Annotated in this window: 28 protein-coding genes; 21 read left to right on the forward strand and 7 right to left on the reverse strand. The window is 66.1% G+C overall.

All coding sequences use genetic code 11. The features are described from left to right. Window positions 1–94: 94 nt before the first annotated feature. The gene (locus ACZYZ7_RS18285) at window positions 95–730 is read right to left on the reverse strand and encodes a class I SAM-dependent methyltransferase (RefSeq protein WP_450070184.1); all 636 of its coding nucleotides are present in this window, start codon (window positions 728–730) and stop codon (window positions 95–97) included. 58 nt (window positions 731–788) lie between these two features. On the opposite strand from ACZYZ7_RS18285, the gene ACZYZ7_RS18290 reads away from it, so the two are divergent. From ACZYZ7_RS18290 to ACZYZ7_RS18375, 18 genes are all read left to right on the forward strand, one after another. Further along, window positions 789–1,178, forward strand: a complete 390-nt coding sequence (locus tag ACZYZ7_RS18290; RefSeq protein ID WP_450070185.1) for a nuclear transport factor 2 family protein — start codon at window positions 789–791, stop codon at window positions 1,176–1,178. A gap of 39 nt (window positions 1,179–1,217) precedes the next feature. After that, window positions 1,218–1,733 carry a YceI family protein gene (locus tag ACZYZ7_RS18295; protein ID WP_450070186.1) on the forward strand — a complete coding sequence of 172 codons (516 nt, stop codon included), beginning with the start codon at window positions 1,218–1,220 and terminating at the stop codon, window positions 1,731–1,733. Between the two features lie 64 nt (window positions 1,734–1,797). After that, window positions 1,798–2,196, forward strand: coding sequence for an Rv3143 family two-component system response regulator (locus ACZYZ7_RS18300; RefSeq protein ID WP_450070187.1), 399 nt, complete (start codon window positions 1,798–1,800; stop codon window positions 2,194–2,196). Between the two features lie 173 nt (window positions 2,197–2,369). Further along, a complete protein-coding gene (locus ACZYZ7_RS18305; protein ID WP_055112226.1) occupies window positions 2,370–2,738 on the forward strand; it encodes an NADH-quinone oxidoreductase subunit A in 369 nt (122 codons plus the stop codon). After that, a complete protein-coding gene (locus ACZYZ7_RS18310) occupies window positions 2,729–3,283 on the forward strand; it encodes a NuoB/complex I 20 kDa subunit family protein (protein ID WP_029106617.1) in 555 nt (184 codons plus the stop codon). The genes ACZYZ7_RS18305 and ACZYZ7_RS18310 overlap by 10 nt, the downstream gene beginning before the upstream one ends. Beyond that, window positions 3,280–3,987: an NADH-quinone oxidoreductase subunit C gene (locus ACZYZ7_RS18315; protein WP_450070188.1), complete on the forward strand. Its 708-nt coding sequence runs from the start codon at window positions 3,280–3,282 to the stop codon at window positions 3,985–3,987. The genes ACZYZ7_RS18310 and ACZYZ7_RS18315 overlap by 4 nt, the downstream gene beginning before the upstream one ends. After that, window positions 3,987–5,291: an NADH dehydrogenase (quinone) subunit D gene (nuoD, locus tag ACZYZ7_RS18320; RefSeq protein WP_135453358.1), complete on the forward strand. Its 1,305-nt coding sequence runs from the start codon at window positions 3,987–3,989 to the stop codon at window positions 5,289–5,291. The genes ACZYZ7_RS18315 and nuoD overlap by 1 nt, the downstream gene beginning before the upstream one ends. A 61-nt stretch (window positions 5,292–5,352) precedes the next feature. After that, entirely contained in the window at window positions 5,353–6,081 is a 729-nt protein-coding gene (nuoE, locus tag ACZYZ7_RS18325) for an NADH-quinone oxidoreductase subunit NuoE (RefSeq protein ID WP_450070189.1), read from the forward strand. Then, complete coding sequence (gene nuoF, locus ACZYZ7_RS18330; protein ID WP_450070190.1) at window positions 6,078–7,394, forward strand: NADH-quinone oxidoreductase subunit NuoF; 1,317 nt, start codon at window positions 6,078–6,080, stop codon at window positions 7,392–7,394. The genes nuoE and nuoF overlap by 4 nt, the downstream gene beginning before the upstream one ends. A gap of 47 nt (window positions 7,395–7,441) precedes the next feature. Further along, entirely contained in the window at window positions 7,442–9,844 is a 2,403-nt protein-coding gene (locus tag ACZYZ7_RS18335) for an NADH-quinone oxidoreductase subunit G (RefSeq protein WP_450070191.1), read from the forward strand. After that, window positions 9,841–11,064 carry an NADH-quinone oxidoreductase subunit NuoH gene (nuoH, locus tag ACZYZ7_RS18340; RefSeq protein WP_450070192.1) on the forward strand — a complete coding sequence of 408 codons (1,224 nt, stop codon included), beginning with the start codon at window positions 9,841–9,843 and terminating at the stop codon, window positions 11,062–11,064. Before ACZYZ7_RS18335 ends, nuoH begins: the two co-directional genes overlap by 4 nt. After that, complete coding sequence (gene nuoI, locus ACZYZ7_RS18345; RefSeq protein WP_135453353.1) at window positions 11,057–11,581, forward strand: NADH-quinone oxidoreductase subunit NuoI; 525 nt, start codon at window positions 11,057–11,059, stop codon at window positions 11,579–11,581. Before nuoH ends, nuoI begins: the two co-directional genes overlap by 8 nt. Before the next feature lie 32 nt (window positions 11,582–11,613). Then, the gene (locus ACZYZ7_RS18350; RefSeq protein WP_450070497.1) at window positions 11,614–12,366 is read left to right on the forward strand and encodes an NADH-quinone oxidoreductase subunit J; all 753 of its coding nucleotides are present in this window, start codon (window positions 11,614–11,616) and stop codon (window positions 12,364–12,366) included. Between the two features lie 4 nt (window positions 12,367–12,370). Next, window positions 12,371–12,670, forward strand: a complete 300-nt coding sequence (gene nuoK, locus ACZYZ7_RS18355) for an NADH-quinone oxidoreductase subunit NuoK (protein ID WP_450070193.1) — start codon at window positions 12,371–12,373, stop codon at window positions 12,668–12,670. A 7-nt stretch (window positions 12,671–12,677) separates the two neighbouring features. Further along, entirely contained in the window at window positions 12,678–14,558 is a 1,881-nt protein-coding gene (nuoL, locus tag ACZYZ7_RS18360) for an NADH-quinone oxidoreductase subunit L (protein ID WP_463741488.1), read from the forward strand. Further along, window positions 14,552–16,156 (forward strand): NADH-quinone oxidoreductase subunit M, encoded by a 1,605-nt coding sequence (locus ACZYZ7_RS18365; RefSeq protein ID WP_450070195.1) that lies wholly within the window; start codon window positions 14,552–14,554, stop codon window positions 16,154–16,156. Before nuoL ends, ACZYZ7_RS18365 begins: the two co-directional genes overlap by 7 nt. A gap of 2 nt (window positions 16,157–16,158) precedes the next feature. Beyond that, complete coding sequence (gene nuoN / locus ACZYZ7_RS18370; RefSeq protein ID WP_463741489.1) at window positions 16,159–17,724, forward strand: NADH-quinone oxidoreductase subunit NuoN; 1,566 nt, start codon at window positions 16,159–16,161, stop codon at window positions 17,722–17,724. Window positions 17,725–17,882: 158 nt separating this feature from the next. Then, window positions 17,883–18,269 (forward strand): hypothetical protein, encoded by a 387-nt coding sequence (locus ACZYZ7_RS18375; protein ID WP_463741705.1) that lies wholly within the window; start codon window positions 17,883–17,885, stop codon window positions 18,267–18,269. 1 nt (window position 18,270) lies between these two features. On the opposite strand, the gene ACZYZ7_RS18380 is transcribed toward ACZYZ7_RS18375, so the two are convergent. After that, window positions 18,271–20,103 carry a phospholipase D-like domain-containing protein gene (locus tag ACZYZ7_RS18380; RefSeq protein WP_463741490.1) on the reverse strand — a complete coding sequence of 611 codons (1,833 nt, stop codon included), beginning with the start codon at window positions 20,101–20,103 and terminating at the stop codon, window positions 18,271–18,273. 199 nt (window positions 20,104–20,302) lie between these two features. Here ACZYZ7_RS18380 and ACZYZ7_RS18385 point away from each other — a divergent pair, with 199 nt between their 5' ends. Beyond that, on the forward strand, window positions 20,303–21,070 hold the full coding sequence (locus ACZYZ7_RS18385; RefSeq protein ID WP_463741491.1) for an enoyl-CoA hydratase: 768 nt from the start codon (window positions 20,303–20,305) through the stop codon (window positions 21,068–21,070). On the opposite strand, the gene ACZYZ7_RS18390 is transcribed toward ACZYZ7_RS18385, so the two are convergent. The 4 genes from ACZYZ7_RS18390 to ACZYZ7_RS18405 form a co-directional block, all read right to left on the reverse strand. After that, window positions 21,067–22,113, reverse strand: a complete 1,047-nt coding sequence (locus ACZYZ7_RS18390) for a zinc-dependent alcohol dehydrogenase family protein (protein ID WP_450070200.1) — start codon at window positions 22,111–22,113, stop codon at window positions 21,067–21,069. The genes ACZYZ7_RS18385 and ACZYZ7_RS18390 overlap by 4 nt on opposite strands. Before the next feature lie 31 nt (window positions 22,114–22,144). Further along, window positions 22,145–22,819 (reverse strand): PIG-L deacetylase family protein, encoded by a 675-nt coding sequence (locus ACZYZ7_RS18395; protein WP_450070201.1) that lies wholly within the window; start codon window positions 22,817–22,819, stop codon window positions 22,145–22,147. A 2-nt stretch (window positions 22,820–22,821) separates the two neighbouring features. Then, entirely contained in the window at window positions 22,822–23,220 is a 399-nt protein-coding gene (locus tag ACZYZ7_RS18400; RefSeq protein ID WP_450070202.1) for an SgcJ/EcaC family oxidoreductase, read from the reverse strand. 87 nt (window positions 23,221–23,307) lie between these two features. Further along, window positions 23,308–23,916, reverse strand: coding sequence for a TetR/AcrR family transcriptional regulator (locus ACZYZ7_RS18405; RefSeq protein ID WP_450070203.1), 609 nt, complete (start codon window positions 23,914–23,916; stop codon window positions 23,308–23,310). A 45-nt stretch (window positions 23,917–23,961) separates the two neighbouring features. Between ACZYZ7_RS18405 and ACZYZ7_RS18410 the strand changes: the two genes are divergently transcribed. Both ACZYZ7_RS18410 and ACZYZ7_RS18415 read left to right on the forward strand, forming a co-directional pair. After that, window positions 23,962–25,110, forward strand: coding sequence for a phosphotransferase family protein (locus ACZYZ7_RS18410; RefSeq protein ID WP_450070204.1), 1,149 nt, complete (start codon window positions 23,962–23,964; stop codon window positions 25,108–25,110). Continuing rightward, window positions 25,110–26,225, forward strand: coding sequence for an Rv3169 family protein (locus ACZYZ7_RS18415; RefSeq protein ID WP_450070205.1), 1,116 nt, complete (start codon window positions 25,110–25,112; stop codon window positions 26,223–26,225). The genes ACZYZ7_RS18410 and ACZYZ7_RS18415 overlap by 1 nt, the downstream gene beginning before the upstream one ends. 81 nt (window positions 26,226–26,306) lie before the next feature. Here the strand turns inward: ACZYZ7_RS18415 and ACZYZ7_RS18420 are convergent, their stop codons facing one another. Further along, window positions 26,307–26,672 (reverse strand): DUF4345 domain-containing protein, encoded by a 366-nt coding sequence (locus ACZYZ7_RS18420; protein ID WP_450070206.1) that lies wholly within the window; start codon window positions 26,670–26,672, stop codon window positions 26,307–26,309. Window positions 26,673–26,687 lie beyond the last annotated feature (15 nt).

Consider the following 26,687-nt stretch of genomic DNA (forward strand, 5'->3'; position numbering starts at 1 on the left):
CCGTCGCGCCGAGTTCTACACCACGGTCGTGGGCGCCGCGCCGGCACAGCCCTGGTGTAGAACTCGGCGTGCGTCGGGAAGGCCGCCGGAGCCGTCAGAGCCTGCGGATCCGGGCCAGCCACGCCGGCTCGTCCACCCGGGCTCCGACCTGCTCCCCCAGCGCCTCGGCATGGGCCGCACCCACCACGCCGCGGTATGTCGTGGTGTCCAGCGCCTCCAGCTCCCAGCCATCGGCGAAGGCCTGGCGGATCACCTCGGCGCTGACCTGGGGTCCGAACCCACGACCCGCGTCGGACAGCGCCAGGACGTGCACCGTCGCACCAGGCCGGGCTACCCGGTGCAGGCTGGCCACATAGCGCGGCCGGTCGGCATCGTCGAAGACATGAAACAGCGCACTGTCGACGATCGTGTCGTAACGCGGGTCCTGCTCCGCACCGAGGCGGGTCGCGTCGGCGACGGCGAAATGCGCGTCGATGCCACGCTGCGCGGCGTTCTCCCGGGCCTGGGTGACGGCCTGTTCGGAGAAGTCGATACCGAGGACGTCGTACCCGAGCCGGGTCAGCAGCATGGTGTGTTCACCAGCGCCGCAGCCGACATCGAGCACCTTGCCGCCCACACGACCGGTGCGTTCCAACTCGACGATGGCCGGTTGCGGCTCGCCGATGACCCAGGGCGCGGTCCGGGACTCGTAGGCTTCGTCGAACAGCGACTGTGCAGGCGTGGAGTTCATGATTCGAGTCTGAAACCTGAATAGCCATTGAGGTCAAGCCCTACCCGAGGAGCCGATGATGTCCCCTGCCGAAGTCGAACTCATCGACGACGTCGCGCACCGACTGTTCGACGCGATCGAGCGCGGCGACAAGGCCGGTGTAGCTCAGCTGTGGGCCGATGACGTCGTCGTATGGCACGCCGGCGATTCCAGGGACAACGACCGGCCCCGCGCGTTGAAAGTCATCGACTGGTTCATCAACGCCACCCGGGAGCGCCGCTACGAGGTGTTGGACCGGCAGTTCTTCGACGGCGGATTCGTCCAGCAGCACCTCCTGCACGCCGGCGCACCTGACGGCACATTGATCGCATTGCGGGTGTGCATCGTGATCAAAGTGGGTACCGACGGTCTGATCCACCGCATCGACGAGTACTTCGATCCGAAGGACATCGCGCCGCTGCTCACCTGACCCGAGCCGTTCATCCGGCCCGACAAGACTGGAGATGGCATGGCCACGATCAGCGACATCCTCACCGCGAGCGCCGGGAACTGGACACTGGTTCCGGATCGGTCCGCCGTGACGTTCCGGAACAAGACACTGTGGGGCCTGTCGACGGTCACCGGGCGGTTCACCGAGTTCACCGGTGAAGGCTCCGCCGGCGCCGGGGTGAACGGCCGGGTGGTGATCGCCGCGGCATCGGTGCGCACCGGGATCAGCAAGCGGGACAACCATCTGCGATCCGCCGACTTCTTCGACGCCCAGGCCCATCCCGGCATCACGATGGAGGTGACGGGTTTGGGCCCGTCCGACGACAGGGTGCAGTTGACGACGGTCCTGACGGTTCGCGGAGTGTCGAAGCCCATCGATTTACCGGTCGATGTGCAGGTCCTCGACGACGGCGCGCTGCGGCTGTCGGGCCAGTGCCAGGTTCAACGAGACGACTTCGGCGTGTCGGGAGACCTGCTGGGGATGGTCGGTCCGACCACAGTCCTGTCCGGTGAACTTGTGTTCACCCGAGTCTGATGCCCCACAACAGGATTCGCTGAGTTGTCCGGCCTACGGGGCCCCGCGCAGTAGCATCGGCATCATGGCCGGCCCCGCGCCGCTGCACATCCTGGTGTACAGCGACAACCCGCGCACCCGCGAACAGGTACGTCTCGCACTGGGCAAACGCGTGCATCCGGAACTGCCCGAACTGGAATACGTGGAGATCGCCACCGCACCGATGGTGATCTCGCGGATGGACGCCGGGGGTATCGACCTGGCCATCCTCGATGGTGAGGCCACCCCGGCCGGGGGCATGGGCGTCGCCAAACAACTCAAGGACGAGATCGCGAATTGCCCGCCGATCCTGGTGCTGACCGGGCGTCCTGACGATGCCTGGCTGGCTAGCTGGTCACGGGCCGAGGCGGCCGTGCCGCACCCGATCGATCCGATCCGGTTGGGCGATGCGGTGGTGTCGCTCCTGCGCACCCCGGTCCAGTAACCCTTTTTCGAATTGCCGTGTTGCCGTTGATTGTTCGCGGCATGGCTCTGGCCGCAGCGACACGCTGCCCCGATATGAAACGATACTAACCAAAATGTGTGGCGCAGGCCGCAAACCTCGCTAGGCTGTGGGTTAGCTCACATCGACAGCCCACCGAGGGAGCGATAAGTGGCATGAATCTATACACGCCCATCTTGGTTCTCGGAGCGATCGCGGCGGCGTTCGCCGTGGTTTCCGTGGGGATCGCGCTCGTCATCGGCCCGCGCCGCTACAACCGGTCCAAACTCGAGGCCTACGAATGCGGTATCGAGCCGATGCAGCCCGGCGCCGCCGGCGTGACCGGCCAACGCATGCCCATCCGGTATTACCTGACCGCGATGTTGTTCATCGTGTTCGACATCGAAATCGTCTTCCTCTATCCGTGGGCGGTGGCCTTCGACAACCTCGGGTTGTTCGCGCTGGTGGAGATGTTGCTGTTCATGCTCACGGTGTTCGTGGCGTACGCCTACGTCTGGCGGCGAGGAGGCCTGAATTGGGACTAGAGGAACGTCTGCCCGGTGGAATCCTGCTGTCGACGGTCGAAGCGGTCGCGGGATACGTGCGCAAGGGGTCGTTGTGGCCGGCCACCTTCGGCCTGGCCTGCTGCGCAATCGAGATGATGTCGACGGCCGGACCGCGTTTCGACATCGCCCGGTTCGGGATGGAACGATTCTCGGCGACGCCGCGGCAGGCTGATCTGATGATCGTGGCGGGCCGGGTGAGCCAGAAGATGGCACCGGTGCTGCGGCAGATCTACGACCAGATGGCCGAGCCGAAATGGGTGCTGGCCATGGGGGTTTGCGCCTCCTCAGGCGGCATGTTCAACAACTACGCAGTGGTCCAGGGCGTCGACCATGTGGTGCCCGTCGACATCTACCTGCCCGGCTGCCCACCACGACCGGAGATGCTGCTGCACGCAATCCTGAAGCTGCACGACAAGATTCAGCAGATGCCACTCGGGGTGAACCGCGAGGAGGCGATCCGGGAAGCCGAGAAGGCAGCGCTGGCGGTCACACCCACCATCGAACTCAAGGGTCTGCTGCGGTGAGCACGGCCAACGGAAGCACCGAGAGCACCGGGGCGGGCACAGGCCAGGGGCCCGAGGTGATCGCGACGCGCCGCGGCATGTTCGGCGCCTCGGGCACGGGCGACACGTCGGGGTACGGCCGGCTGGTGAGTTCGGTGGCACTACCCGGTAGTTCCCCGCGCCCCTACGGCGGGTATTTCGACGAGGTGGTGGACCTGCTCACCGAAATCCTCGGCGAGGAGCGCTATGCGGTGTCGATCGAGCGCGTGGTGGTTCATCGAGATGAGCTGACCCTGGAGGTCAGCCGGGTTCAACTACCCGCTGTGGCCAGCATTTTGCGCGATGATCCCCAATTGCGGTTCGAGCTGTGCCTCGGTGTGAGCGGTGTCCACTACCCCGACGACACCGACCGTGAACTCCATGCGGTCTACCCCCTGATGTCGATCACCCACAACCGCCGGATTCGGCTGGAAGTCGCGGCGCCCGACGCGGATCCGCACATTCCGTCGCTGTATACGGTCTATCCGACCACCGACTGGCACGAACGCGAGACCTACGACTTCTTCGGCATCGTGTTCGACGGGCATCCGGCGTTGACCCGGATCGAGATGCCCGACGACTGGGTCGGCCATCCCCAGCGCAAGGACTATCCGCTGGGCGGTATTCCGGTCGAATACCACGGCGCGCAGATCCCGCCGCCCGATCAGCGGAGGTCCTACACCTGATGAGTACCGAATCCCCCGTCGTGGTGGTCGGCGGACAGGACTGGGACGACGTGGTGGCTGCGGCCCGCGAGCATGCCGGCGAACGCATCGTGGTCAACATGGGTCCTCAGCATCCGTCGACCCACGGGGTGCTGCGGTTGATCCTGGAGATCGAGGGCGAGATCATCACCGAAGCCCGTTGCGGCATCGGCTATCTGCATACCGGCATCGAGAAGAACCTGGAATACCGCAACTGGACGCAGGGCGTCACGTTCGTCACCCGGATGGACTACCTCTCGCCGTTCTTCAACGAAACGGCGTACTGCCTGGGTGTGGAGAAGCTGCTGGACATCACCGACGATATCCCGCCGCGCGCCAGCGTGATCCGGGTGATGCTCATGGAGCTCAACCGGATCTCCTCGCACTTGGTGGCGCTGGCCACCGGCGGGATGGAGCTCGGCGCGATGAGCGCGATGTTCTACGGATTCCGGGAACGTGAAGAGATCCTGCGGGTCTTCGAGTCGATCACCGGCCTGCGGATGAACCATGCCTACATCCGACCGGGCGGGCTGGCCGCCGACCTACCCGACGATGCGGTGAGCCAGATTCGCGCGCTACTCGATCTACTGCCGAAAGGCCTGCAGGACTTGGAGGATCTGCTCAACGAGAACTACATCTGGAAGGCCCGCACGGTCGGTGTCGGATATCTCGACCTGACCGGGTGCATCGCGCTCGGGATCACCGGCCCGGTGTTGCGCTCCACCGGACTCCCCCACGATCTGCGTCGTGCACAACCGTATTGCGGTTACGAGGACTACGAATTCGACGTCATCACCGATGACCGCTGCGACTCGTACGGCCGGTACATCATCCGGGTCAAGGAGATGCGCGAGTCGTTGAAGATCGTCGAGCAGTGCGTCGCCAAACTGGAGAAACTCGGCCCCGGTCCGGTGATGATCACCGACAAGAAGCTGGCCTGGCCGGCCGATCTCAAGCTCGGCCCGGACGGGCTGGGCAACTCCCCCGAGCACATCGCCAAGATCATGGGCCACTCCATGGAGGGGCTGATCCATCACTTCAAGCTCGTCACCGAGGGCATCCGGGTACCGGCCGGGCAGGTGTACGTCGCGGTGGAGTCCCCGCGCGGGGAGCTCGGGGTGCACATCGTGTCCGACGGTGGCACCCGGCCGTACCGCGTGCACTACCGCGACCCCTCGTTCACGAATCTGCAAGCGGTGGCGGCGATGTGCGAGGGCGGCATGGTGGCTGACGCCATTGCCGCGGTGGCGTCGATTGATCCGGTCATGGGTGGAGTTGATCGCTGATGAGCGCTTGCGCGAAGAGGAAACCGGGCAGGAGCGCTTGCGCGAAGAGGAGACAGCACGGATGAGCGACGTATTCATTCAACTGGGGCAGCGCCCCGATGAAGCGGGCCCGCCGATCAACGGGCCCGCGGCGTATCCGGATGAGGTGACGGCCCGGCTCAGCGCCGACGCCGAGCAGATCACCGCCCGCTATCCTGACGCCCGTTCCGCCCTGCTGCCGCTGCTTCATCTGGTGCAGGCAGAGGACGGTTGCCTCACACCTGCCGGAATCGGTTTCTGCGCAGCGCTGTTGGGCCTGACCGATGCCGAGGTCACCGCGGTGGCCACGTTCTACTCGATGTACCGGCGTACCCCTACCGGCGACTACCTCGTCGGCGTCTGCACCAACACGCTGTGCGCGATCATGGGCGGCGACGCGATTCTGGACGCACTGCAGGATCATCTCGACATCCACGCTGGGGAAACGACTGCGGACGGCCGGGTCACCCTCGAACACATCGAGTGCAATGCGGCATGCGACTACGCCCCGGTGGTGATGGTCAACTGGGAGTTCTACGACAACCAGACTCCGTCGTCGGCACGAGATCTGGTGGACGGCTTACGTGGCGGGACGCCCCCGGCACCGACGCGCGGGGCACCACTGTGCACCTTCCGGGAAACGGCGCGCACCCTGGCGGGCCTGACCAATCCGCACGTGTCGGGCGGCGCCCCCGGCACAGCGACCCTGGCCGGCCTGCGTGAAGCCCACAAACGCGGAATGTCCGCTCCTGAGGCAGGTCCGATCGAATGACCGCACTGACCCCGGTACTCAGCCGATTCTGGGACGAACCAGAACCGTGGACGTTGGACACCTACCGCCGCCACGACGGTTACCGCGGGCTGCAGCGGGCCCTGGCGATGGGGCCCGACGACGTGATCGCGCTGGTGAAGGATTCCGGACTGCGCGGACGCGGCGGCGCCGGGTTCCCGACCGGGACCAAGTGGTCGTTCATCCCGCAGGGTGAAGACGGCGCGGGGGCCAAGCCGCACTACCTCGTGGTCAACGCCGATGAGTCGGAACCCGGTACGTGCAAGGACATTCCGCTCCTGCTGACCACCCCGCACTTCCTGGTCGAAGGTGTGATCATCGCGGCGTACGCGATCCGGGCCCGCCACGCGTTCATCTACGTGCGCGGTGAGGTGGTCCCGGTGCTGCGGCGTCTGCAGGCCGCGGTCGCCGAAGCGTATGCGGCCGGATATCTGGGCACCGACATCCTCGGCTCTGGCTTCGATCTGGAGCTGACCGTGCACGCCGGTGCGGGCGCCTACATCTGCGGCGAGGAGACCGCGCTGCTGGATTCCCTGGAGGGCCGGCGTGGCCAACCGCGGTTGCGGCCACCGTTTCCCGCCGTCGCGGGCCTGTACGCCTGCCCGACCGTCGTCAACAATGTCGAGTCCATCGCCAGTGTCCCGCCGATCCTGGTCAACGGGGTGGACTGGTTCCGGTCGATGGGTTCGGAGAAATCCCCCGGCTTCACGTTGTATTCGCTGTCGGGCCACGTCAACCGGCCCGGCCAGTACGAGGCACCGCTCGGGATCACGCTGCGCGAACTGCTCGATTATGCCGGCGGTGTTCGCGACGGGCACACCTTGAAATTCTGGACCCCGGGCGGTTCGTCGACACCGCTACTCACGGCCGAACACATCGACGTGCCACTGGATTACGAGGGTATGGCCTCCGTCGGGTCCATGCTCGGCACCAAGGCGCTGCAGATCTTCGACGAGACCACCTGTGTGGTGCGGGCCGTACGGCGCTGGACCCAGTTCTACGCCCACGAGTCCTGCGGAAAGTGCACACCGTGCCGCGAGGGCACCTACTGGCTGGCCCAGATCTATGCCCGGCTGGAAACCGGTGCGGGTAGCCAGGCCGATATCGACAAGCTGCTCGACATCGCCGACGGCATCTTCGGAAAGTCCTTCTGCGCATTGGGAGACGGTGCGGCCAGCCCGATCATGTCCTCGATCCAGCATTTCCGGGACGAGTATGTGGCGCACCTGGACGGTGGGTGCCCGTTCGATCCGCACGCTTCGACGCTGATGGCGACCGAAGGGGTGGGTGCGTAGATGTTTCTCACCGCGAGATTTCTCACCGCGAGGAAAGGGGGCCGTACGTGACATTGGCTGAGCCGACCAAGGACGCCCCGCCGGTGGAGATGGTGTCGCTGACCATCGACGGTGAGCAGATCAGTGTCCCCAAGGGCACGTTGGTGATCCGCGCCGCCGAGCTGATGGGTGTCCAGATCCCCCGGTTCTGCGACCATCCGCTGCTCGATCCGGTCGGGGCGTGCCGACAGTGCCTCGTCGAGGTCGAGGGTCAGCGCAAACCGATGGCCTCGTGTACCACCACGGTCAGCCCGGACATGGTCGTACACACCCAGTACAGCTCCGAGGCCGCCGACAAGGCACAACGCGGCGTGATGGAGCTGCTGCTGATCAACCATCCGCTGGACTGCCCCGTCTGCGACAAGGGCGGCGAATGTCCCTTACAGAACCAGGCGATGTCCAACGGGCGCCCGGAAACCCGGTTCGAGGACGTCAAGCGGACCTACCCCAAGCCGATCAACATTTCCGCACAGGTACTGCTGGACCGCGAACGGTGCGTGTTGTGCGCACGCTGCACCCGATTCTCCGCGCAGATCGCCGGTGACCCGTTCATCGAGCTGCTGGAACGCGGTGCGCTGCAACAGGTCGGCATCGCCCCGGGGGAACCGCTCCAGTCCTACTTCTCCGGCAACACCGTGCAGATCTGTCCGGTGGGGGCGCTGACCGGGACGGCCTACCGGTTCCGGGCCCGGCCGTTCGACCTCGTCTCCAGCCCCAGCGTCTGTGAGCACTGCGCGTCGGGTTGCGCCCAGCGCACCGACCATCGACGCGGAAAGGTACTGCGCCGCTTGGCCGGCGATGATCCCGAGGTCAACGAGGAGTGGAACTGCGACAAGGGCCGGTGGGCATTCACCTACGCGACGGTCGGTGACCGGATCACCACGCCGCTGATCCGTGAAGACGGTGCGTTACGACCGGCTTCGTGGTCGGAGGCGCTGACGGTGGCCGGAGCGGGCCTGCTGGCCTCCGGTGCAAACACCGGCGTGCTGGTGGGCGGGCGCTGCACTGTGCAGGATGCGTACGCGTACTCGAAGTTCGCTCGAATGGTGCTGGGCACCAACGACATCGACTTCCGTGCCCGCCCGCATTCCGGCGAGGAGGCTGCTTTCCTCGCGGCACACGTCGCCGGGCATCCCATGACACTGCGCTACGCCGAACTGGAGAAGGCGCCGACCGTGCTGCTCGTCGGGCTGGAGCCCGAAGAGGAATCCCCGATCGTCTTCCTGCGCCTGCGCAAGGCCGCCAGAAAGAACGGCCTGCAGGTACTCGCGGTGGCCCCGTTCGCCAGCCGTGGCCTGACCAAGATGGCGGGCACACTGGTCCCGACGGTCCCTGGGGCCGAAGCTGGCGCGCTGGAGGCGCTGGAAACCGATGAGCGGTTGCGTCGCCCCGGTGCGGTGATCCTGGTGGGTGAACGACTGGCAACCTCGCCCGGTGCGCTGTCGGCCGCGCTGCGGCTTGCCTCGGCCACCGGCGCCCGGCTGGCCTGGATTCCACGCCGGGCCGGTGAGCGCGGCGCCCTGGAGGCCGGTGCCCTGCCCAACCTGCTGCCCGGCGGCCGCCCCGTCGACGACGCCGACGCCCGGGCCCAGACCGCCGCGGTGTGGAACACGTCCGACCTGCCTGGCACCGCGGGCCGCGACACCACCGCCATCCTGGCCGCGGCCGCCGACGGAACGCTCTCGGCACTCATCGTCGGCGGTGTCGAGGTCACCGACCTTCCCGACCCTGCCGCCGCATTGGCGGCGCTGCGCGCCACTCCGTTCGTGGTGAGCCTCGAGTTGCGTGAGAGTGAGGTCACCGAACTGGCCGACGTGGTCTTCCCCGTGGCGCCGGTGGTGGAGAAGGGCGGCGCATACCTCAACTGGGAAGGCCGGATTCGCCCGTTCCGACCGGCCTTGCAGACCAACGCCGTCCCCGACCTTCGCGTCCTGCACTACCTGGCCGACGAGATCGGCGTCGATCTCGGCCTGACCGGACCCGAGGCCGCCGACGGCGAGCTGGCCGGGCTCGGCACCTGGACCGGACCCCGCGCCGCCGAACCGTCGGCCGTGCCCACACCGCCCCCGACCCCGGGCCCCGGGCAGGCCGTGCTGGCCAGTTGGCGCCAGCTCCTGGACGCCGGACGCCTTCAAGACGGCGAACCGTATCTGGCCGGCACCGCGGTAAGCCCCGTGGTGCGCCTGTCCCCGGCCACCGCCGCCGAACTCGGTGCGACAGCGGGAGATCCGGTGACCGTGAGCACCGACCGCGGCGCCGTCACGCTGCCGCTGTCGGTCACCGAGATGCCCGACCGGGTGGTGTGGCTGCCCACCAATTCCCCGGGATCAGCGATTCATCGCCAACTCGGGGTGACCGCCGGGGCCTTGGTCTCGATCGCACGGGCCTCGATCGCGCGGGCCGACTCATGAAGTACCCCGATCCCACCCTGTTCGGTCACGACCCATGGTGGCTGATCCTGGCCAAGGCGCTCGGGGTGTTCGTCTTCCTGCTGCTCACCGTGCTCGCAGCGATCCTGATCGAACGTAAGGTGCTGGGCCGCATGCAGCTGCGACCCGGCCCCAACCGCGTCGGTCCGTGGGGTCTGCTGCAGTCCTTGGCCGACGGCGTGAAACTCGCCCTCAAGGAAGGGCTCGTTCCTGCAGGTGTAGACAGGCCGATCTACCTACTCGCACCGATCATCTCGGTGATCCCCGCCTTCATGGCTTTCGCGGTGATCCCGATGGGCGGCGAGGTGTCGGTGTTCGGTCACCGCACCGCACTGCAATTGACCGATCTCCCCGTGGCGGTGCTCTACATCCTCGCTGTCACCTCCATCGGGGTGTACGGGATCGTTCTGGCGGGTTGGGCATCCGGGTCCACCTACCCGCTGTTGGGTGGCCTGCGATCCAGCGCCCAGGTGATCTCCTACGAGATCGCGATGGCATTGTCGTTCGCCGCGGTGTTCCTCTACGCCGGCACCATGTCCACCTCCGGCATCGTCGCGGCGCAGGACCGCACCTGGTACGTGTTCCTGCTGCTGCCGTCGTTCGTGGTGTACGTGACCTCGATGGTGGGCGAAACGAACCGGGCGCCTTTCGATCTGCCCGAGGCCGAGGGAGAACTGGTCGGCGGATTCCACACCGAGTACTCGTCGCTCAAGTTCGCCATGTTCATGCTCGCCGAGTACGTGAACATGACGACCGTCTCCGCTCTGGCCACCACGATGTTCCTCGGCGGCTGGCATGCGCCGTTCCCGTTCAACCTGATCGACGGCGCCAACAGCGGCTGGTGGCCGCTGCTGTGGTTCACCGCCAAGGTGTGGACGTTCATGTTCATGTACTTCTGGCTTCGGGCCACCCTGCCCCGGTTGCGCTACGACCAGTTCATGGCGCTGGGCTGGAAGGTGCTCATCCCGGTGTCCCTGGTCTGGATCATGGTCGTCGCTGTCACCCACAGCCTGCGCGAGCACGGTTACCACAACTGGGCCACCGGCCTGGTGACCACCGCGGTAGTGGTCGTCGCGGTGCTGGCCGTCGCGCTGTGGAAGGCACTGCGGGCCAGAACCGTTCAGCCGATACCGCAGCAGAGCGCCGGCGCCTATCCGGTACCGCCGCTGCCGAACGCTGGAAAGGAGGCCGTCGATGCCTAAGTTCCTCGACGCCTTGGCCGGATTCGCGGTCACGTTCAGTTCGATGTTCAAAAAGACACTCACCGAACAGTATCCCGAAGAACCGGGTCCGGTCGCGCCGCGCTATCACGGCCGCCATCAACTCAACCGCTACCCCGACGGCCTGGAGAAGTGCATCGGCTGCGAGTTGTGCGCCTGGGCCTGCCCGGCCGACGCCATCTTCGTCGAAGGCGCCGACAACACTGACGCGGAACGGTTCTCGCCGGGTGAGCGCTACGGCCGGGTGTACCAGATCAATTACCTGCGCTGCATCGGGTGCGGATTGTGCATCGAGGCCTGCCCGACCCGTGCCCTGACCATGACCAACCAATACGAGATGGCCGACGACAACCGGGCAGATCTGATCTGGGGTAAGGACAAGCTGCTGGCTCCGCTGCAACCCGGCATGCAGGCGCCCCCGCATGACATGGCGCCGGGCAGCACCGACGACGACTACTACCTCGGCCGGATCAACCCCCTGACCGAGGACGTCCCGTGAGCCCCGACGTCGCCCTGCTCGCCGCGGAGCATATTTCGCGGCTCGCCGCGGCGGAAGGCGCGGCGAGGACATCGACGTCGGAAGCAGTTCTGTTCTGGATCCTCGGGACCGTCGCGGTGCTCGGCGCCATCGGAGTGGTGGCGGCACCGAAAGCCGTGTACTCCGCGGTCTTCCTGGCCAGCACCATGATCTCGCTGGCAGCGCTCTACATCGCCCAGGACGCTCTGTTTCTCGGTGTGGTGCAGGTGGTGGTCTACACCGGCGCGGTGATGATGCTGTTCCTGTTCGTGATGATGCTGATCGGAGTCGACCTGTCCGAATCCTTCGCCGAAACGCTACGCGGCCAACGCCTTGCGGCGCTCGCCGCAGGCACCGGATTCGGGATCCTGTTGATCGCGGGGATCGGTAACGTTTCGGTCGCCGGCTTCACCGGGCTGGCGCAGGCCAACAGCGGCGGCAACGTCGAGGGGCTCGCAGCGTTGATCTTCACGCGGTACCTGTGGGCGTTCGAGTTGACCAGCACATTGCTCATCACCGCGGCCCTGGGTGCGATGGTGCTGGCCCATCGGGAACGGTTCGAGCACCGCAAGACCCAACGCGAGCTGGCGGTCGAACGCTTCCAGGCCGGCGGGCATCCGACCCCGCTCCCCAATCCCGGTGTCTACGCGCGGCACAACGCCGTCGACGTCCCGGCGCGGCTGCCCGATGGCTCCGATGCAGCATCATCGGTCAGCGCCATTCTGCCGCAGCGCACGATGAGTAACTCGCCGAACGGGGAGGGGTGATGCGATGAATCCCGACAACTATCTCTACCTGTCGGCACTGATGTTCACGATCGGCGCATCGGGAGTGCTGTTGCGACGCAATGCCATTGTGATGTTCATGTGCGTCGAGCTCATGCTCAACGCCGCCAATCTGGCGTTCGTCGCTTTCTCTCGCATGCACGGCCAGCTCGACGGCCAGGTGGTCGCGTTCTTCACCATGGTGGTCGCCGCCTGCGAGGTGGTGGTGGGCCTGGCGATCATCATGACCATCTTCCGCACCCGCCGTTCGGCCTCGGTCGACGACGCCAGTCTGCTGAGGCACTAAGGGCAACATGACGATTCCGATTTGGCTCGTGATCGCCCTCCCCGCTGCCGGAGCCGCGGTGCTGCTGTTGAGCGGCCGCCGATCCGATCGGTGGGGACATCTGCTGGGTTGTGCGACGGCGCTGGGAGCGTTCGTCCTCGGGGCTGCGCTCTTCACGCAGATGCTGGGCCGTGACGGCGAGCACCGCGTGGTCGTTGAATCCCTGTTCTCCTGGGTCCCGGTGGCCGGCCTGCAGGTGGATTTCGGGCTTCAACTGGACCAGCTGTCGGTGTGCTTCGTGCTGCTGATCACCGGCGTCGGGTCCTTGATCCACATCTACTCGATCGGTTACATGGCCGAAGATGCGGACCGGCGAAGGTTTTTCGGCTACCTCAACCTGTTCCTGGCGGCGATGCTGCTGCTCGTTCTCGCGGACAACTACCTCGGCCTGTACGCCGGGTGGGAAGGCGTGGGCCTGGCCTCGTATCTGCTGATCGGGTTCTGGTCGTACAAGCCCTCGGCCGCCGCCGCGGCCAAGAAGGCGTTCGTGGTCAACCGCGTCGGCGACATGGGCCTGGCCATCGCCCTGATGATCATGTTCGCCACCATCGGGTCGATCTCATTCGCCGGAGTCTTCAGCGCCGCACCGGCATTGGGCGAGTCCACGCTCACCGCAATGGGTCTGCTGCTGTTGCTGGGCGCATGCGGTAAATCAGCCCAGGTGCCGTTGCAGTCCTGGCTCGGAGACGCGATGGAGGGCCCGACCCCCGTGTCGGCGCTGATCCACGCCGCCACCATGGTCACCGCCGGTGTCTATCTCATCGTGCGGTCGGGTCCGATCTTCGATCTGGCCCCGGGCGCCCAGACCGGTGTGGTCATCGTCGGCGCCGTCACGCTGCTGTTCGGTGCGATCGTCGGCTGCGCCAAGGACGACATCAAGAAGGCCCTGGCCGCATCCACGATGAGCCAGATCGGCTACATGGTGCTGGCAGCCGGGCTCGGGCCGGCCGGTTACGCGTTCGCGATCATGCACCTGCTCACTCACGGCTTCTTCAAGGCCGGTCTGTTCCTCGGCGCGGGGTCGGTGATGCACGCCATGAACGACGAGGTGAACATGCGCCGATACGGCGGGCTGCGGAAGGTCCTGCCGATCACGTTCGCCACCTTCGGGCTCGGCTATCTGGCCATCATCGGGGTGCCGCCGCTGGCCGGCTTCTTCTCGAAGGACAGCATCATCGAGGCGGCGCTCGGTGCCGGAGGGGTGCGGGGCGTGGTCCTCGGTGGGGCCGCGATCCTGGGAGCCGGGATCACCGCGTTCTACATGACCCGGGTGATGCTGATGACCTTCTTCGGCGAACCTCGTTGGGAGGAACAGGCGCATCCGCACGAGGCCCCGGCCGTGATGACCTGGCCGATGATCCTGCTCGCGGTCGGCTCGGTGGTCTCCGGTGGTGCGCTGGCGATCGGCGGCACGCTGTCGCACTGGCTCGAGCCGGTGGTCGGCGCCCACGAGGCACACCACGCGATCCCGGCATGGGTCGTCACAGTGATGGTGCTCGCGGTCGTCGCGGTCGGAATCACGGTGGCCTACCGGATGTACGCGCAACGGCCGGTCCCGGCCGAGGTGCCCGACGGGTCGGCGCTGACGGTGGCCGCCCGTCGCGATCTGTACGGCGACGCATTCAACGAGGCGGTGTTCATGCGAGGCGGCCAGACCCTGACCGCGGCCCTGGTCGCCGTCGACGACAAGGTGATCGACGGCACCGCGGGCGGGCTGGCCGCGCTGGTGAGCCGAACGTCGAATGGATTGCGCCAGGTGCAGACCGGCTTCGCCCGGTCCTACGCGCTGTCCATGCTCGGCGGGGCGGCTCTGGTGGTGGCGACGATCCTGGCGGTGCGACTGTGGTGAGCACATTTCCGTGGCTGACGGCGCTGTGGGCGCTCCCGACGGTGGGCGCCGCGGTGGTGATGCTGCTCCCGGCCGCGCAACGGACACTGGCGAAATGGCTGGCACTGGCGATCTCGCTGGCAGCCCTGGGTCTGGCGGGCGTGATCGCCGTCGGCTTCGATCCGGCCGGCGAGCAGTATCAGTTCGTCGAATCGCACCGCTGGATCCCGTCCTTCGGTACCGGCTACATCCTCGGGGTCGACGGGATCGCCCTGGCCCTGGTCATTCTCACGGCGGTGCTGCTGCCGCTGCTGATCATCGCGGGCTGGAACGATGCTGCCCGCCAGACCGGGCTCGGCGGCCGGGGCGTGCAGGCCTACCTGGCGCTGACGCTGGCTGTCGAGGGCATGGTGTTCATGTCGCTGGTGGCTCTGGACATCCTGCTGTTCTACGTGTTCTTCGAAGCCATGCTGATCCCGATGTACTTCCTGATCGGCGGGTTTGGCGGACACCGAGTTCAAGCTTCGAAAGCAGCAGTGAAGTTCCTGCTGTACAACCTGTTCGGTGGCCTGGTCATGCTGGCCGCGGTGATCGGCCTGTACGTGGTCACTGCGGGCAGCGACGCGTTCGCATCAGGAACCTTCGACTTCCGGGCCATCGTCGCGGCGGCCTCGTCGGGCGAGTTCGTGATCAACCCCGCGGTGGCGAACTTCTTGTTCCTGGGTTTCATGTTCGCGTTCGCGGTCAAGGCACCCCTGTGGCCGTTCCACCGTTGGCTGCCCGACGCCGCGGTCCAGGCGACCCCGGCCAGTGCGGTGCTGATGATGGCGATCATGGACAAGGTCGGCACATTCGGCATGCTGCGCTACTGCCTGCCGCTGTTTCCCGATGCCTCAACCTATTTCCGTCCGCTGGTCATCACGCTCGCGGTGATCGGCATCATCTACGGTGCCGTCCTCGCGATCGGTCAGACCGATGTAATGCGCCTGATCGCCTACACCTCGATTTCGCACTTCGGTTTCATCATTCTCGGCATCTTCGTGATGACCAGTCAGGGCCAGGCCGGATCGACCCTGTACATGATCAATCACGGGATCTCCACGGCCGCACTGTTCCTGATCGCCGGGTTCCTGGTGTCGCGGCGCGGTTCCCGGTTGATCGACGCCTACGGCGGCGTGCAGAAGGTGGCCCCGGTGCTCGCCGGAACGTTCCTGGTGGCCGGCCTGGCGACGTTGTCACTGCCGGGTCTGGCGCCCTTCATCAGTGAATTCCTGGTTCTCATCGGCACATTCACGCGCTATCCGGTGGTCGCGGTGTTCGCCGCCACCGCGCTGGTGTTGTCCGCGGTGTACATCCTGTGGATGTACCAACGGATGATGACCGGTCCGGTGCGCGACGGGCTGCTCGACGGCGACGACGGTGTGCGCGGCCTACATGATCTAGTACCACGCGAACTCGTCGTGGTGGCACCGTTGATCGCGCTGCTGCTGGTGTTGGGCATCTATCCCAAACCCGCACTCGACGTGATCAATCCCGCCGTCCAGCACACCCTGACCACCATCGGACAGAGCGATCCGGTGCCGAGCGCACCACCGACCATCGCCGAGGGGGGCCGCTGATCATGGTGACGCCGAGCATCGAATACGGCCTGCTCTCCCCCATGCTGATCGTCTTCGGAGTGGGTGTGGCCGGCGTGCTGGTCGAGGCATTCCTGCCCCGGCCCGCGCGTTACGGGACGCAGGTCGCCCTCGCGCTGGGTGGGTTGGTCGCCGCCGTGGTGGCGGTGGTTCTGCTCGCCCGGGACCTGCACGGCACCCCCGGCAGGCCCGCGGTGCTGGGCTCGGTGGTGCTCGATGCCCCGGCATTGTTCCTGCAGGGCACCATCGCCCTCGTCGGCATCCTGGGCATCCTGCTCATAGCCGAACGCCAGCCTGCCTCAGAGACTTCCGGCGATCCCCGCGGTCTGGACGGCTTCACACCGCAGGCGTCGGCGGTACCGGGCAGTGTGGCCGAGAAGCTGGCCACGAAGACCGGCGTGATGCAGACCGAGGTCTTTCCGCTGACCATGTTCGCCATCGGCGGCATGCTGCTGTTCCCGGCCGCCGACGACCTGCTGACCTTGTTCATCGCGCTGGAAGTGCTGTCGCTGCCGCTGTATCTGCTGTGCGGGCTGGCTCGCCGCCGGCGGTTGCTGTCGCAGGAAGCGTCGCTGAAATACTTTCTGCTGGGCGCATTCTCGTCAGCGTTCTTCCTGTACGGCGCGGCCATGTTGTACGGCTACGCCGGCACCCTGGATCTGAACGGCATCGCCAACGCCGTGGTCACCAAGGCCCCCAACACGCCGCTGGCGCTGATCGGTATCGCCCTGCTGCTGGTCGGGGTGTTGTTCAAAGTCGGTGCTGTTCCGTTCCATTCGTGGATCCCAGACGTGTACCAGGGCGCCCCCACCGCGATCACGGCCTTCATGGCCGCGGGCACCAAGATCGCCGCGTTCGGCGCCATGCTGCGGATCTTCTACGTCGCACTGCCGCAGCTACGCGATGACTGGCGGCCGGTCCTGTGGGCTATCGCGATCCTGACCATGGTGGTCGGCACCATCACTGCCGTCACACAGACCGACGTCAAACGCATGCTCGCGTACTCCGCCGTGGCACACTCGGGATTCATCCTCACCGGCGTGATCGCGGCCAACCCCGCCGGGGTGTCCTCGACACTGTTCTATCTGTTCGCGTACGGATTCAGCACGTTGGGCGCGTTCGCGGTCGTCGGCCTGGTTCGCAACGCCACCGGTGAAGAGGCCACCGCCATGTCCCAGTGGGCGGGTCTGGGCCGGCGGTATCCGATTGTCGGCGTGGTGTTCTCGCTGTTTCTGTTGGCGTTTGCCGGGATTCCACTGACGAGCGGATTCGTCAGCAAGTTCGCCGTGTTCAAGGCCGCGGGTGAGGGCGGGGCGATTCCGTTGGTCATCGTCGGCGTCGTCGCCAGCGCCGTCGCGGCCTACTTCTACGTGCGGGTGATCGTGCTGATGTTCTTCACCGATCCGCCCGAAGACGCACCCGAGGTCGTCGTCCCCAGCGGACTCACCACCGCCGTCATCACCGTCACCGCGGCCGTCACATTCGCGCTCGGAGCACTTCCGCAGCCGCTGTTGGATCTGGCCAACAACGCCGAGACGTTCCTACGGTAACTCTTCACAGCCAGATATCGGCTGTCTCACAGCGCTTTTCCTGATTCGATTCGAGTAGCGACCTACGCGTGACGCGGCTCGCGCCGGTAGGCAAGATAGCGGAAGACCGGCGTGACGCACCGTCCGCCCGCCAACTCGAATTCGAAAGGGACACGAAGATGCCGGAAGTCAGCTGGCTGAAGAAGCCCGAGACACACGACTACCCCGCGGCCGCCGATTACCTCGAACTGATCGCCGACGCCAAAACCGTTTCTCACATCGTCGACGCGCTGCGCGAGGGAGCGGTCGTGCACAAGAAGGCCAAAGACATCCTGCGGGCTGCCCGGCTTCCGCTGCTCCCGCAGGACAACCTGCACGTCAAAGCGGACCTGGACAAAGTGAATCAGGGCAAGTCCCTGTCACCTATCCTGCTGGTGCGCGGCCGGATCTCCACGGCCATACCGGTGCAGATCGCCGACGGCTATCACCGCGTTTGCGCGAGCTACTACATCGACGAGAACACGGACATCCCCGTCGTTATCGCCGCTGCCCCCGGATCTGAATAGGTCAGCTTCCGAAGAACTCACGATCGGCGTAGTGCAGATCGTTGGGATCGAAGAACTTCTGTGCCCAGGCATCGGTGGTTCCGAGGAACCAGCCCGCGGCCGCGGCGGCGGAGCGGCGGTCGGCGGTCGCGCCGGCGGCGCTCACAGACGTTGCGGACTTGGTACTCAGCGTGTCCAGGAACTGGTAGTGGTCCACCAGCTCCACGGCCTCGATCACGAAAGCCGTGGCCACGTCGGCATCCCGGATCGACAGCAAGTTGTCGCCGTTGGCCTGTTCCCCACCGAGCGCCAGATTCGACGACCCGCAGTACACCACTGGATCGGCACCGCGGAACCCGCACACAACGAACTTGTGGTGCACCTCGTGCCCTACGACTTGCGGCACCTGGTCAAACGGCGGAGGAAGCACGACGTGCCCGGGCTTTCCCGAGACCAGCAGACCCGCCTTCTGACCGCGCACGTACAGTGAGATGCCCTTCGGCGAATCAGAGATGCCCATGCTGAATACCGCAGTGTCTGAGTGTATTTCATTCAGCGCGTCATAGACCGGGTTCGCTGAGGTCCCGCCCAGATCCATGACGGCGAAGAACACCGAACCGAACGGGGGTGGCGTCACCGACGACTCGGCCTTCACCCGGTCGACCAGCGCGCCCAGAATCTGACTGGCGATGTCCGCCGTGTGCGGAGAGAACGTGATCGAGGTGGACGGGGTTGCCGACGTACCTCCACCGAACACGTACGGTTGGGTTGCCCACGGCGACGCTGCGAACGGCTTGGCTTTGATTCCGTCCTGCCACGCCTCGTTGAACACAGCGGCGTAGGTGCCGGCAACGTCCCGGTCCTCGAAGACGAGCACATGGTTCGCGTTGACATACAGCCCGTTGATCGAGAAGTTGGTCGATCCGGTCAGCACCGTGCGCGGGCCGTCCTTGTCGGAGACCACCAAAACCTTGTCGTGGGCATAGCGGTTGAAATGTCCGCGCAGGATTGAGGTGGAGCCGGACTGAGCGGTGAATTGATCATAGAACTGGTCCTCGGGCAGGGTTTTGGTCGTGCTGTGATGTTCGGGACAGTCGTCGAGGATGATCCGGACCTGGTCGCTTGCGGCGAGCTTGAGCAGAAGCGCACACACGTCGGGCTCATTGAGGTCGTATGCGAATACGTCCACCGTCAGCGTCGGATCGGTCTGCACTTCGGTCAGCAGGTCGAAGATCCGTTGCCGCGCGGTGAACCCGAGCCACTCGTATTCTTGTGCGTAACTGTAGGTTTGGCCGTCAGGTCCCGTCGCTGCTGCCGCCGCCGTATCGAACGTCAACGCGTCATCCGCTGGGCGCAGGTGTGTGGTGGGCCCGAAATGGCGGACGAACGCCTGAGATTGCACATAGCCGCGAGTGAAACTGGCCGTCAGGCTGCCTTTGACGAAGGGGCCGACTTCCACATCGATGGTCACACCGAGACTCGGATCCAGCGGCTGCAGGGCACCGGCGGCGCTGAAATAGCGCGGCGTGACGACGTAACTGTACGTGCCGAAAGTGGGGCTGCCGCCTTGATGGACCAGGCCCGGCACATGCACCCAGCGGAACTTGTGGATCGGGGCATTCACACTCGAATACGCGGACTGCCCCGCGACCTGAGCATGGTCGGTCGAGGCTGCCAAGCGGAGGTTGTTGTCGACGTAGTACGGCGGGACTCCCGGCGGATGGACCTCGACGGTGAAGCCGGCCAGTCCCGCCCGCGCCGAGTCGGCGGTCAGGTCGAAAGCCAGCAGGGTCTTGGCGTCGCCGCAGAAGGCATTCACGGCGAGTACGGCGTTAGAAGCACGGACTGTCGACATGGTGGGCTCCTTCGGCGTCGAGCGCGGTCGATCCGCAGCTCTACCCCTAGACTGCATTCGCCGACGGTGGCGCGCCTGCGTACTCGACTACTCGAATATCCGCGTTGCTCCGAAGACCAATCGACCACGCTCACAGCAAGTTACGAGTAAGTGGACAGCATTCTCTCCGGTACGCGATACGACCGGCTACATTCGATCCATGACGACCGTCCTCACCGCTGACCACGGCGCCGTCCGGGTCCTCACGCTCAATCGCCCGCAGTCGCGGAACGCCCTGGGCCGTGAGTTGATCGAGGAACTGTACGCAGCTCTGGCCGACGCCGATTCCGACGAGACCGTGCGTGCCATCGTGCTCACCGGGACCGACCCCGCGTTCTGTGCCGGCGTCGACCTCAAAGAGGCGCAGACGCTCGGCATGGAGTATTTCGCGAAGTTCCAGTCCCACAACTGCATCACCAAGACCGGCGAGCTGCACACCCCGATCATCGGGGCGATCAACGGAGCGACATTCACCGGCGGGCTGGAGATGGCGCTGGGCTGCGACTTCCTGATCGCCTCCGAACGCGCGGTGTTCGCCGACACCCACGCCCGGGTCGGGATCCTGCCCGGCGGCGGGATGACGGCACGGCTGCCTCATGTGGTCGGCGCTGCAATGGCGCGCAGGCTGTCGATGACCGGCGAGGTGGTCGACGCCGCCCGCGCCGAACGCCTCGGCCTGGTCACCGAGGTGGTCGCACACGAACGACTGTTGGACCGCGCTCTGGAGGTGGCCGGTCAGATCGCGGAGGTACCGGGCCCGATCATGGCCGGGCTCAAGGAGATCTACACCCGCGGCAGCGATCCCCTCATCGGTCCGGCCCTCGCCGCCGAGCAGGCCATCGCCGGTGCGCAGACGCGCGACCTCGACGGCCTGGGCGACCGTTATCGTGCTGTGGCCCAACGGAACCGGGGCCAGATTGACGGCTAGCCGGCCGGCACGGGCTCGATGATCGTCATTCCCGGCCCCGTGGGTGCGTCCATGGCGGCCATCGCCGCGCCCGCGCCGTCCAGGCCCACCCGCCGCGTGACCAACAACTCCGGCTGCAGCGCTCCGGACGCGATGAGGTCGAGCATCGCCGGATAGTCGACAGCGGGCATGCCGTGCGATCCGAGAATCGCCAGTTCCCGGGCGATCACCAGGTCCATCGGGAATGCGGTCTGTGCCGCGTCCCCCAGCAGCAGCCCCACCTGGATATGCCGACCACGTCGGCGCAGCGAGGACACCGAGGCGGCCGCGAGTACCGGATGACCAAGAGCGTCAACACCGATGTGCACGCCACCGCCGGTACGTTCTACGACCTCGGTTGCGATGTCGGCGCTTTCGCTGCTGTTGACCAGTTCATCGGCACCGAGGTGACCGGCCGCGGCCAGTGCGTCCTGGTTCAGGTCAACCGCGATGACGTTGGCGCCGAACGCTTTCGCGATCATCACCGCCGAGAGGCCGACCCCGCCGCAGCCGTACACCGCGACCCACTGGCCGCGCCGCACCTCACCATGGGTGACCACGGCCCGGAACGACGTCGCGAACCGGCACCCGAGCGAGGCAGCCGAGGCGAACGAGACCCCGTCGGGCAGGCGGACGAGATTCGTCTGGGCCCGTGGCACCGCCACCTGCTGCGCGAACGATCCCGGCAAGGTGAAGCCAGGCTGTACCTGGTCAGGACACACCTGAGCGTCACCGGCCACACAGAACTCGCACCGCCCGCACCCCAGCACGAAGGGGGCCGTCACCCGGTCGCCCACCTGCCAGCCCGACACGTTCACACCGACCGCCGCGATGGTTCCGGCGAATTCGTGCCCGGGGATGATCGGCAAGGCAACCGGATCATGCCCCCGCCAGGCGTGCCAGTCAGACCGGCACACGCCGGTGGCCGCCACCTCGACGACTACTCCGTCGTCAGGACACTCGGGATCGGCTACCTCGACCACCGTCGGCAGTACGCCGACCTCGGAATACACCACTGCACGCACAAGTGCGATGGTAGGCCGAGGCCCGGCCGGTTCAGCGATGCCGCTTGAGGATGAAGCCAACGGTTCGCGCACCGAAGCCCGGCCGCGCGGGTGTCGAGTTCTCCACCTGTTGACGGGCCTGGTCGACGACGGGCGTCTCCGGGTCGAGCACCGACAGGTAGACCTCATGGGCGGCAAGGGAATTCACCGCCACCTCGGTGTAGCCGTCGACCACCTCGCAATGCGTCGGATCCGGCCCGTTCTCGAAGAGCCAAGTGGGCGGATCGGCCAGCGTGTCGTAAGCCGCGGCGACCGCGTGGGCGAACTCGATGTGATCACGTTGGTTGGGTGCGCCAGGGGCCCAGCTCGGCCCGCTGTACAGCGTGATGACCACGTCGGGACGCAGCGCCACGATGGTCTCGGCGATCTTCGCCCGCAGCTCGGGGGTGTCGCGGATGTTGCTGTCCGGAAAGTCCCAGAACGCCACATCGTCAACCCCGACGATGGCGGCCGACCGGCGCTGCTCCCCTTCCCGCAGCGGGCCTGCCTGTTCGGGTGGCATGCCGGCGATACCGACCTCGCCCCGTGAAGCCAGCGCGTAATGCACGGTCTTCCCCGCAGCGGTCCACATCGCGACCGCCGCGCCGACCCCGTACTCGGGGTCATCCGGATGCGGCACCAACACCAGCGCGGTCCGCCAATCTGCGGGAAAAGGTTGCACCGCCATGGCTAGCTCACCCGCGTGTTGTGGGCGGAGCGGATCAACCAGCGCCCGTCGTGTTCGACCAGGACGTAGCTGATGATGCCGCTGCGGTCTTCGGCGCCTGCTCCCGGCCGCACGTGGTCGGGCCAGTCCCAACGGGTGTGTACAAGCGCCACACCCGGCACGATCTCGGCGATGGCCTCGACCCGCTGGGTGTAGTTGCGCTTTTGTCGGACAACGGCTTCCGGCACATCGCGGTGCCCATCGACATTGGTGCCGCGCGAGGTCCACCACAGGCCACTGTGCGCGACGAAGTCGGCATCCTCGGTGAACAACCGACCCCAGCCGTCCATGTCGTGGGCCACCCACAGGTCGGTGGCAGCACTCATGACGGCTCTGATGTCCTGTTGATCCTTGGCGTTCATCACACCAGTGTCGAACCTGAAGAGCAGTTGATGTCAACCAACCGTGGCGATGTTTGCGCCCTCAGCCTGACGCAAAAGCGTCAGACGTTACTTGCCGACAGTGGCCCCGTGCACCAGGATCGCCGCCGTCTGCGCCACCCACTCGTCGTCGAGTTCACGGTCGGGCCATAACAGCATCCGCAGCATGGTCGACCCGCCGATGAGCTCCACAAGACGGTCCGGGTCCACATCGGCCTGGACCTCACCGCGCACGATGCCGTCGACGATCCGGGCGCGCACGGTGACGAAGGTCCCGGCGAACCGCTGCATCACCCGGGCGTTCAGGTCTGTGTCGGCTACGACATCGGCGACCAGCCCGGGCAGCGCCGCACGCATCACCGGACTGGTGAACACGTCGCGGGCCGCACCGATCATCGCCCGGATATCTGCGGCGATGTCACCCGCCGGCGCCGTCAACGCGCTCGCGGCGGCAGGGAACACGGCCTCGTGCACCAACTCCGCTTTGCTCGACCACCGGCGGTACAGCGCGGTTTTCGTGGTCTGCGCCCGCTCGGCGACCGCCGCCATGGTCAGGTTCGCGTATCCGATTTCGACAAGCAGGTCCGCGGTCGCCTGCAATATGGCAGCGTCGATGCGCGGGTCGCGAGGACGTCCCGCTCCGGCGCTCTTGCCAACCGGTGATGGCTCTGCTTTCATAACGCTACTAACAGTATCGTAATTGTGGCCGTAAGGAACAGTTGAATGGCAAACGAGGCCGTGGACGCTCCTGTGGAGAACGTCGACCACCTGCAACGCTCCAGCCGTGACGTCACCACCCTGCCATCGGTGCTGTCGAAATGGCTGTCCACCCTGATGCCGGGCGGCATCGCCCCCGAGATCACCGTGGAAAGCGGAGTCGACTCCAACGGCATGTCCTCGGAGACGATCATGCTGACCGGTCGCTGGGAAGAGAATGGCGAGCCGAAGGAGCAGAAGTGGGTGGCTCGCGTCGCCCCCACCGCCGACGATGTCCCGGTGTTCTCGTCCTACCGGCTTGATCACCAGTTCGAGGTGATGCGTCAGGTCGGCGAACTCACCGAGGTACCGGTCCCCAACGTGCGCTGGATAGACACCACCGGCGAGGTGCTGGGCACTCCGTTCTTCCTGATGGACCAGGTCGACGGCCAGGTGCCGCCGGATGTCATGCCCTACACCTTCGGCGGCAACTGGTTCGCCGATGCCCCCCTCGAACGCCAGCGCGAGCTGCAGGACAGCACCGTCGAGGTGCTGGCGAAGCTGCACGCGATCCCCGACGCCGCAGAGCGGTTCGGTTTCCTGTCCGAGATCGATCCTCCCGGCGACACCCCGCTGCGTCGGCGCTTCGGTTGGCTGAAGGACTGGTATGAGTTCGCGGTCCCCGATATCGGCCGGTCACCGCTGGTCGAGCGGGCACTGCAATGGCTCGAGGACAACTTTCCCGAGGATGTGGCGGCATCGGAGTCTGTTCTGATCTGGGGTGACTCCCGCATCGGCAACGTGCTCTATGACGACTTCCGCCCGTCTGCCGTACTCGACTGGGAGATGGCCACCATCGGGCCGCGCGAGCTCGACGTTTCCTGGATCATCTACGCACACATGGTCTTCGAGGAGATTGCCCGCATCGCCGGCCTCCCGGGCCTGCCGGACGTGCTGCGCGAGGAGGACGTGCGCGCCACCTACGCGGAGCTGACCGGCGCCACACTGGGCGACCTGACGTGGTTCTACGTGTACTCCGGAGTGGTCTATTGCTGCGTGTTCATGCGCACGTCTGCCCGGCGCGTACGGTTCGGCGAGATGGAAAAACCCGACGACGTGGAGTCGGTCTTCTACCACGTATCTCTGCTGAGACGACTGCTTGAGGAGAACTCCTGATGCTCGGCCCGATGGACGAATTCCCGGTCCACCAAATCCCCCAGCCGATCGCCTGGCCCGGCTCTTCGGACCGGAACTTCTACGACCGTTCGTATTTCAACGCCCACGACCGCACCGGCGATATCTTCGTCATCACCGGCCTCGGCTACTACCCCAACCTCGGGGTGAAGGACGCATACTTCCTGGTACGTCGCGGTGACGAGCAGACCGCTGTGCACCTTTCCGACGCGATCGATCAGGACCGGCTCAACCAGCACGTCGGCGCCTACCGGGTCGAGGTCCCCGAACCACTGCACAAGGTGCGAATCGTTCTCGACGAAACCGAGGGCATCGCAGCAGATCTCACGTGGAACGGGCTGTTCGACGTCGTCCAGGAACAGCCCCACCTGATGCGTCAGGGCAACCGGGTCACCCTCGACGCCCAGCGGTTCGCCCAGCTGGGTTCCTGGAGTGGCTATCTGGAGATCGACGGCCAGCGCATCGACGTCGACCCGGACACCTGGATCGGCTCGCGCGACCGGTCCTGGGGTATCCGGCCCATCGGTGAGGCCGAGCCCGCCGGACGTCCGGCCGACCCGCCGTTCGAAGGCATGTGGTGGCTGTATGTGCCGATGGCCTTCGACGACTTCGCGATCGTCCTCATCATCCAGGAGGAGCCCAACGGGTTCCGTTCGCTCAACGACTGCACGCGGGTCTGGAAAGACGGCCGCGTCGAGCAGCTCGGCTGGCCGCGCATCAAGATCCACTACCGCTCCGGCACCCGCATCCCGACCGGTGCCACCATCGAGGCCACCGCGCTCGACGGCACCCCCGTCCGGTTCGACGTGGAATCGAAACTGCCCGTGCCGATTCACGTTGGCGGCGGCTACGGCGGCGACACCGACTGGATCCACGGCGTGTGGAAGGGCGAGAAGTTCACCGAACGGCGCACCTACGACATGACCGACCCGGCAGTGGTCGGCCGGACCGCGTTCGGCGTGATCGACCACGTCGGACGGGCCCTGTGCACCGAGGGCAATGGTGAGCCGGTGGAAGGCTGGGGTCTGTTCGAACACGGCGCACTCGGCCGGCACGACCCGTCCGGCTTCGCCGACTGGCTCACCGTCGCCCCCTAGTCACTTCCTCTGCGCGAGCAGACGCAAAACTGCCCGTTTTCTACTGAAAATGGGCAGGTTTGCGTCTGCTCGCCGGAGAAATCAGGCGGCCCAGAACAGCGCGCCCGCGCCGATCGCCTCGACCAGACAATAGAACCAGTTGGGGTAGAAGGCCGTTCGGTCCCCCAGCACCCCGGACACGATGCGGCCGAACGCCATCCCAGCAAGCGCCGCACCCACCGCGATGAGGATTCCGGTGCGCACCTCCCCCGGTGTCGCGGCCGCATAGCCCAGCACACCCGCGATCGCCAACCCGAATCCGCCGTATACGGCCCGCACTTCGGCACGGGTTGCCGCGGTCTCAATGTGGAACCCGAACGGGCGCAGAATCGCGGCGGGAGCCGCCAGCGCGTACAGACCCATGCCGGCGAAGAACACGCCGACGACGGCGATGACAGCAACAGCCACGGTAGCCTCCTGTTC

The organism is Mycobacterium sp. IDUB_17 (assembly GCF_055419465.1).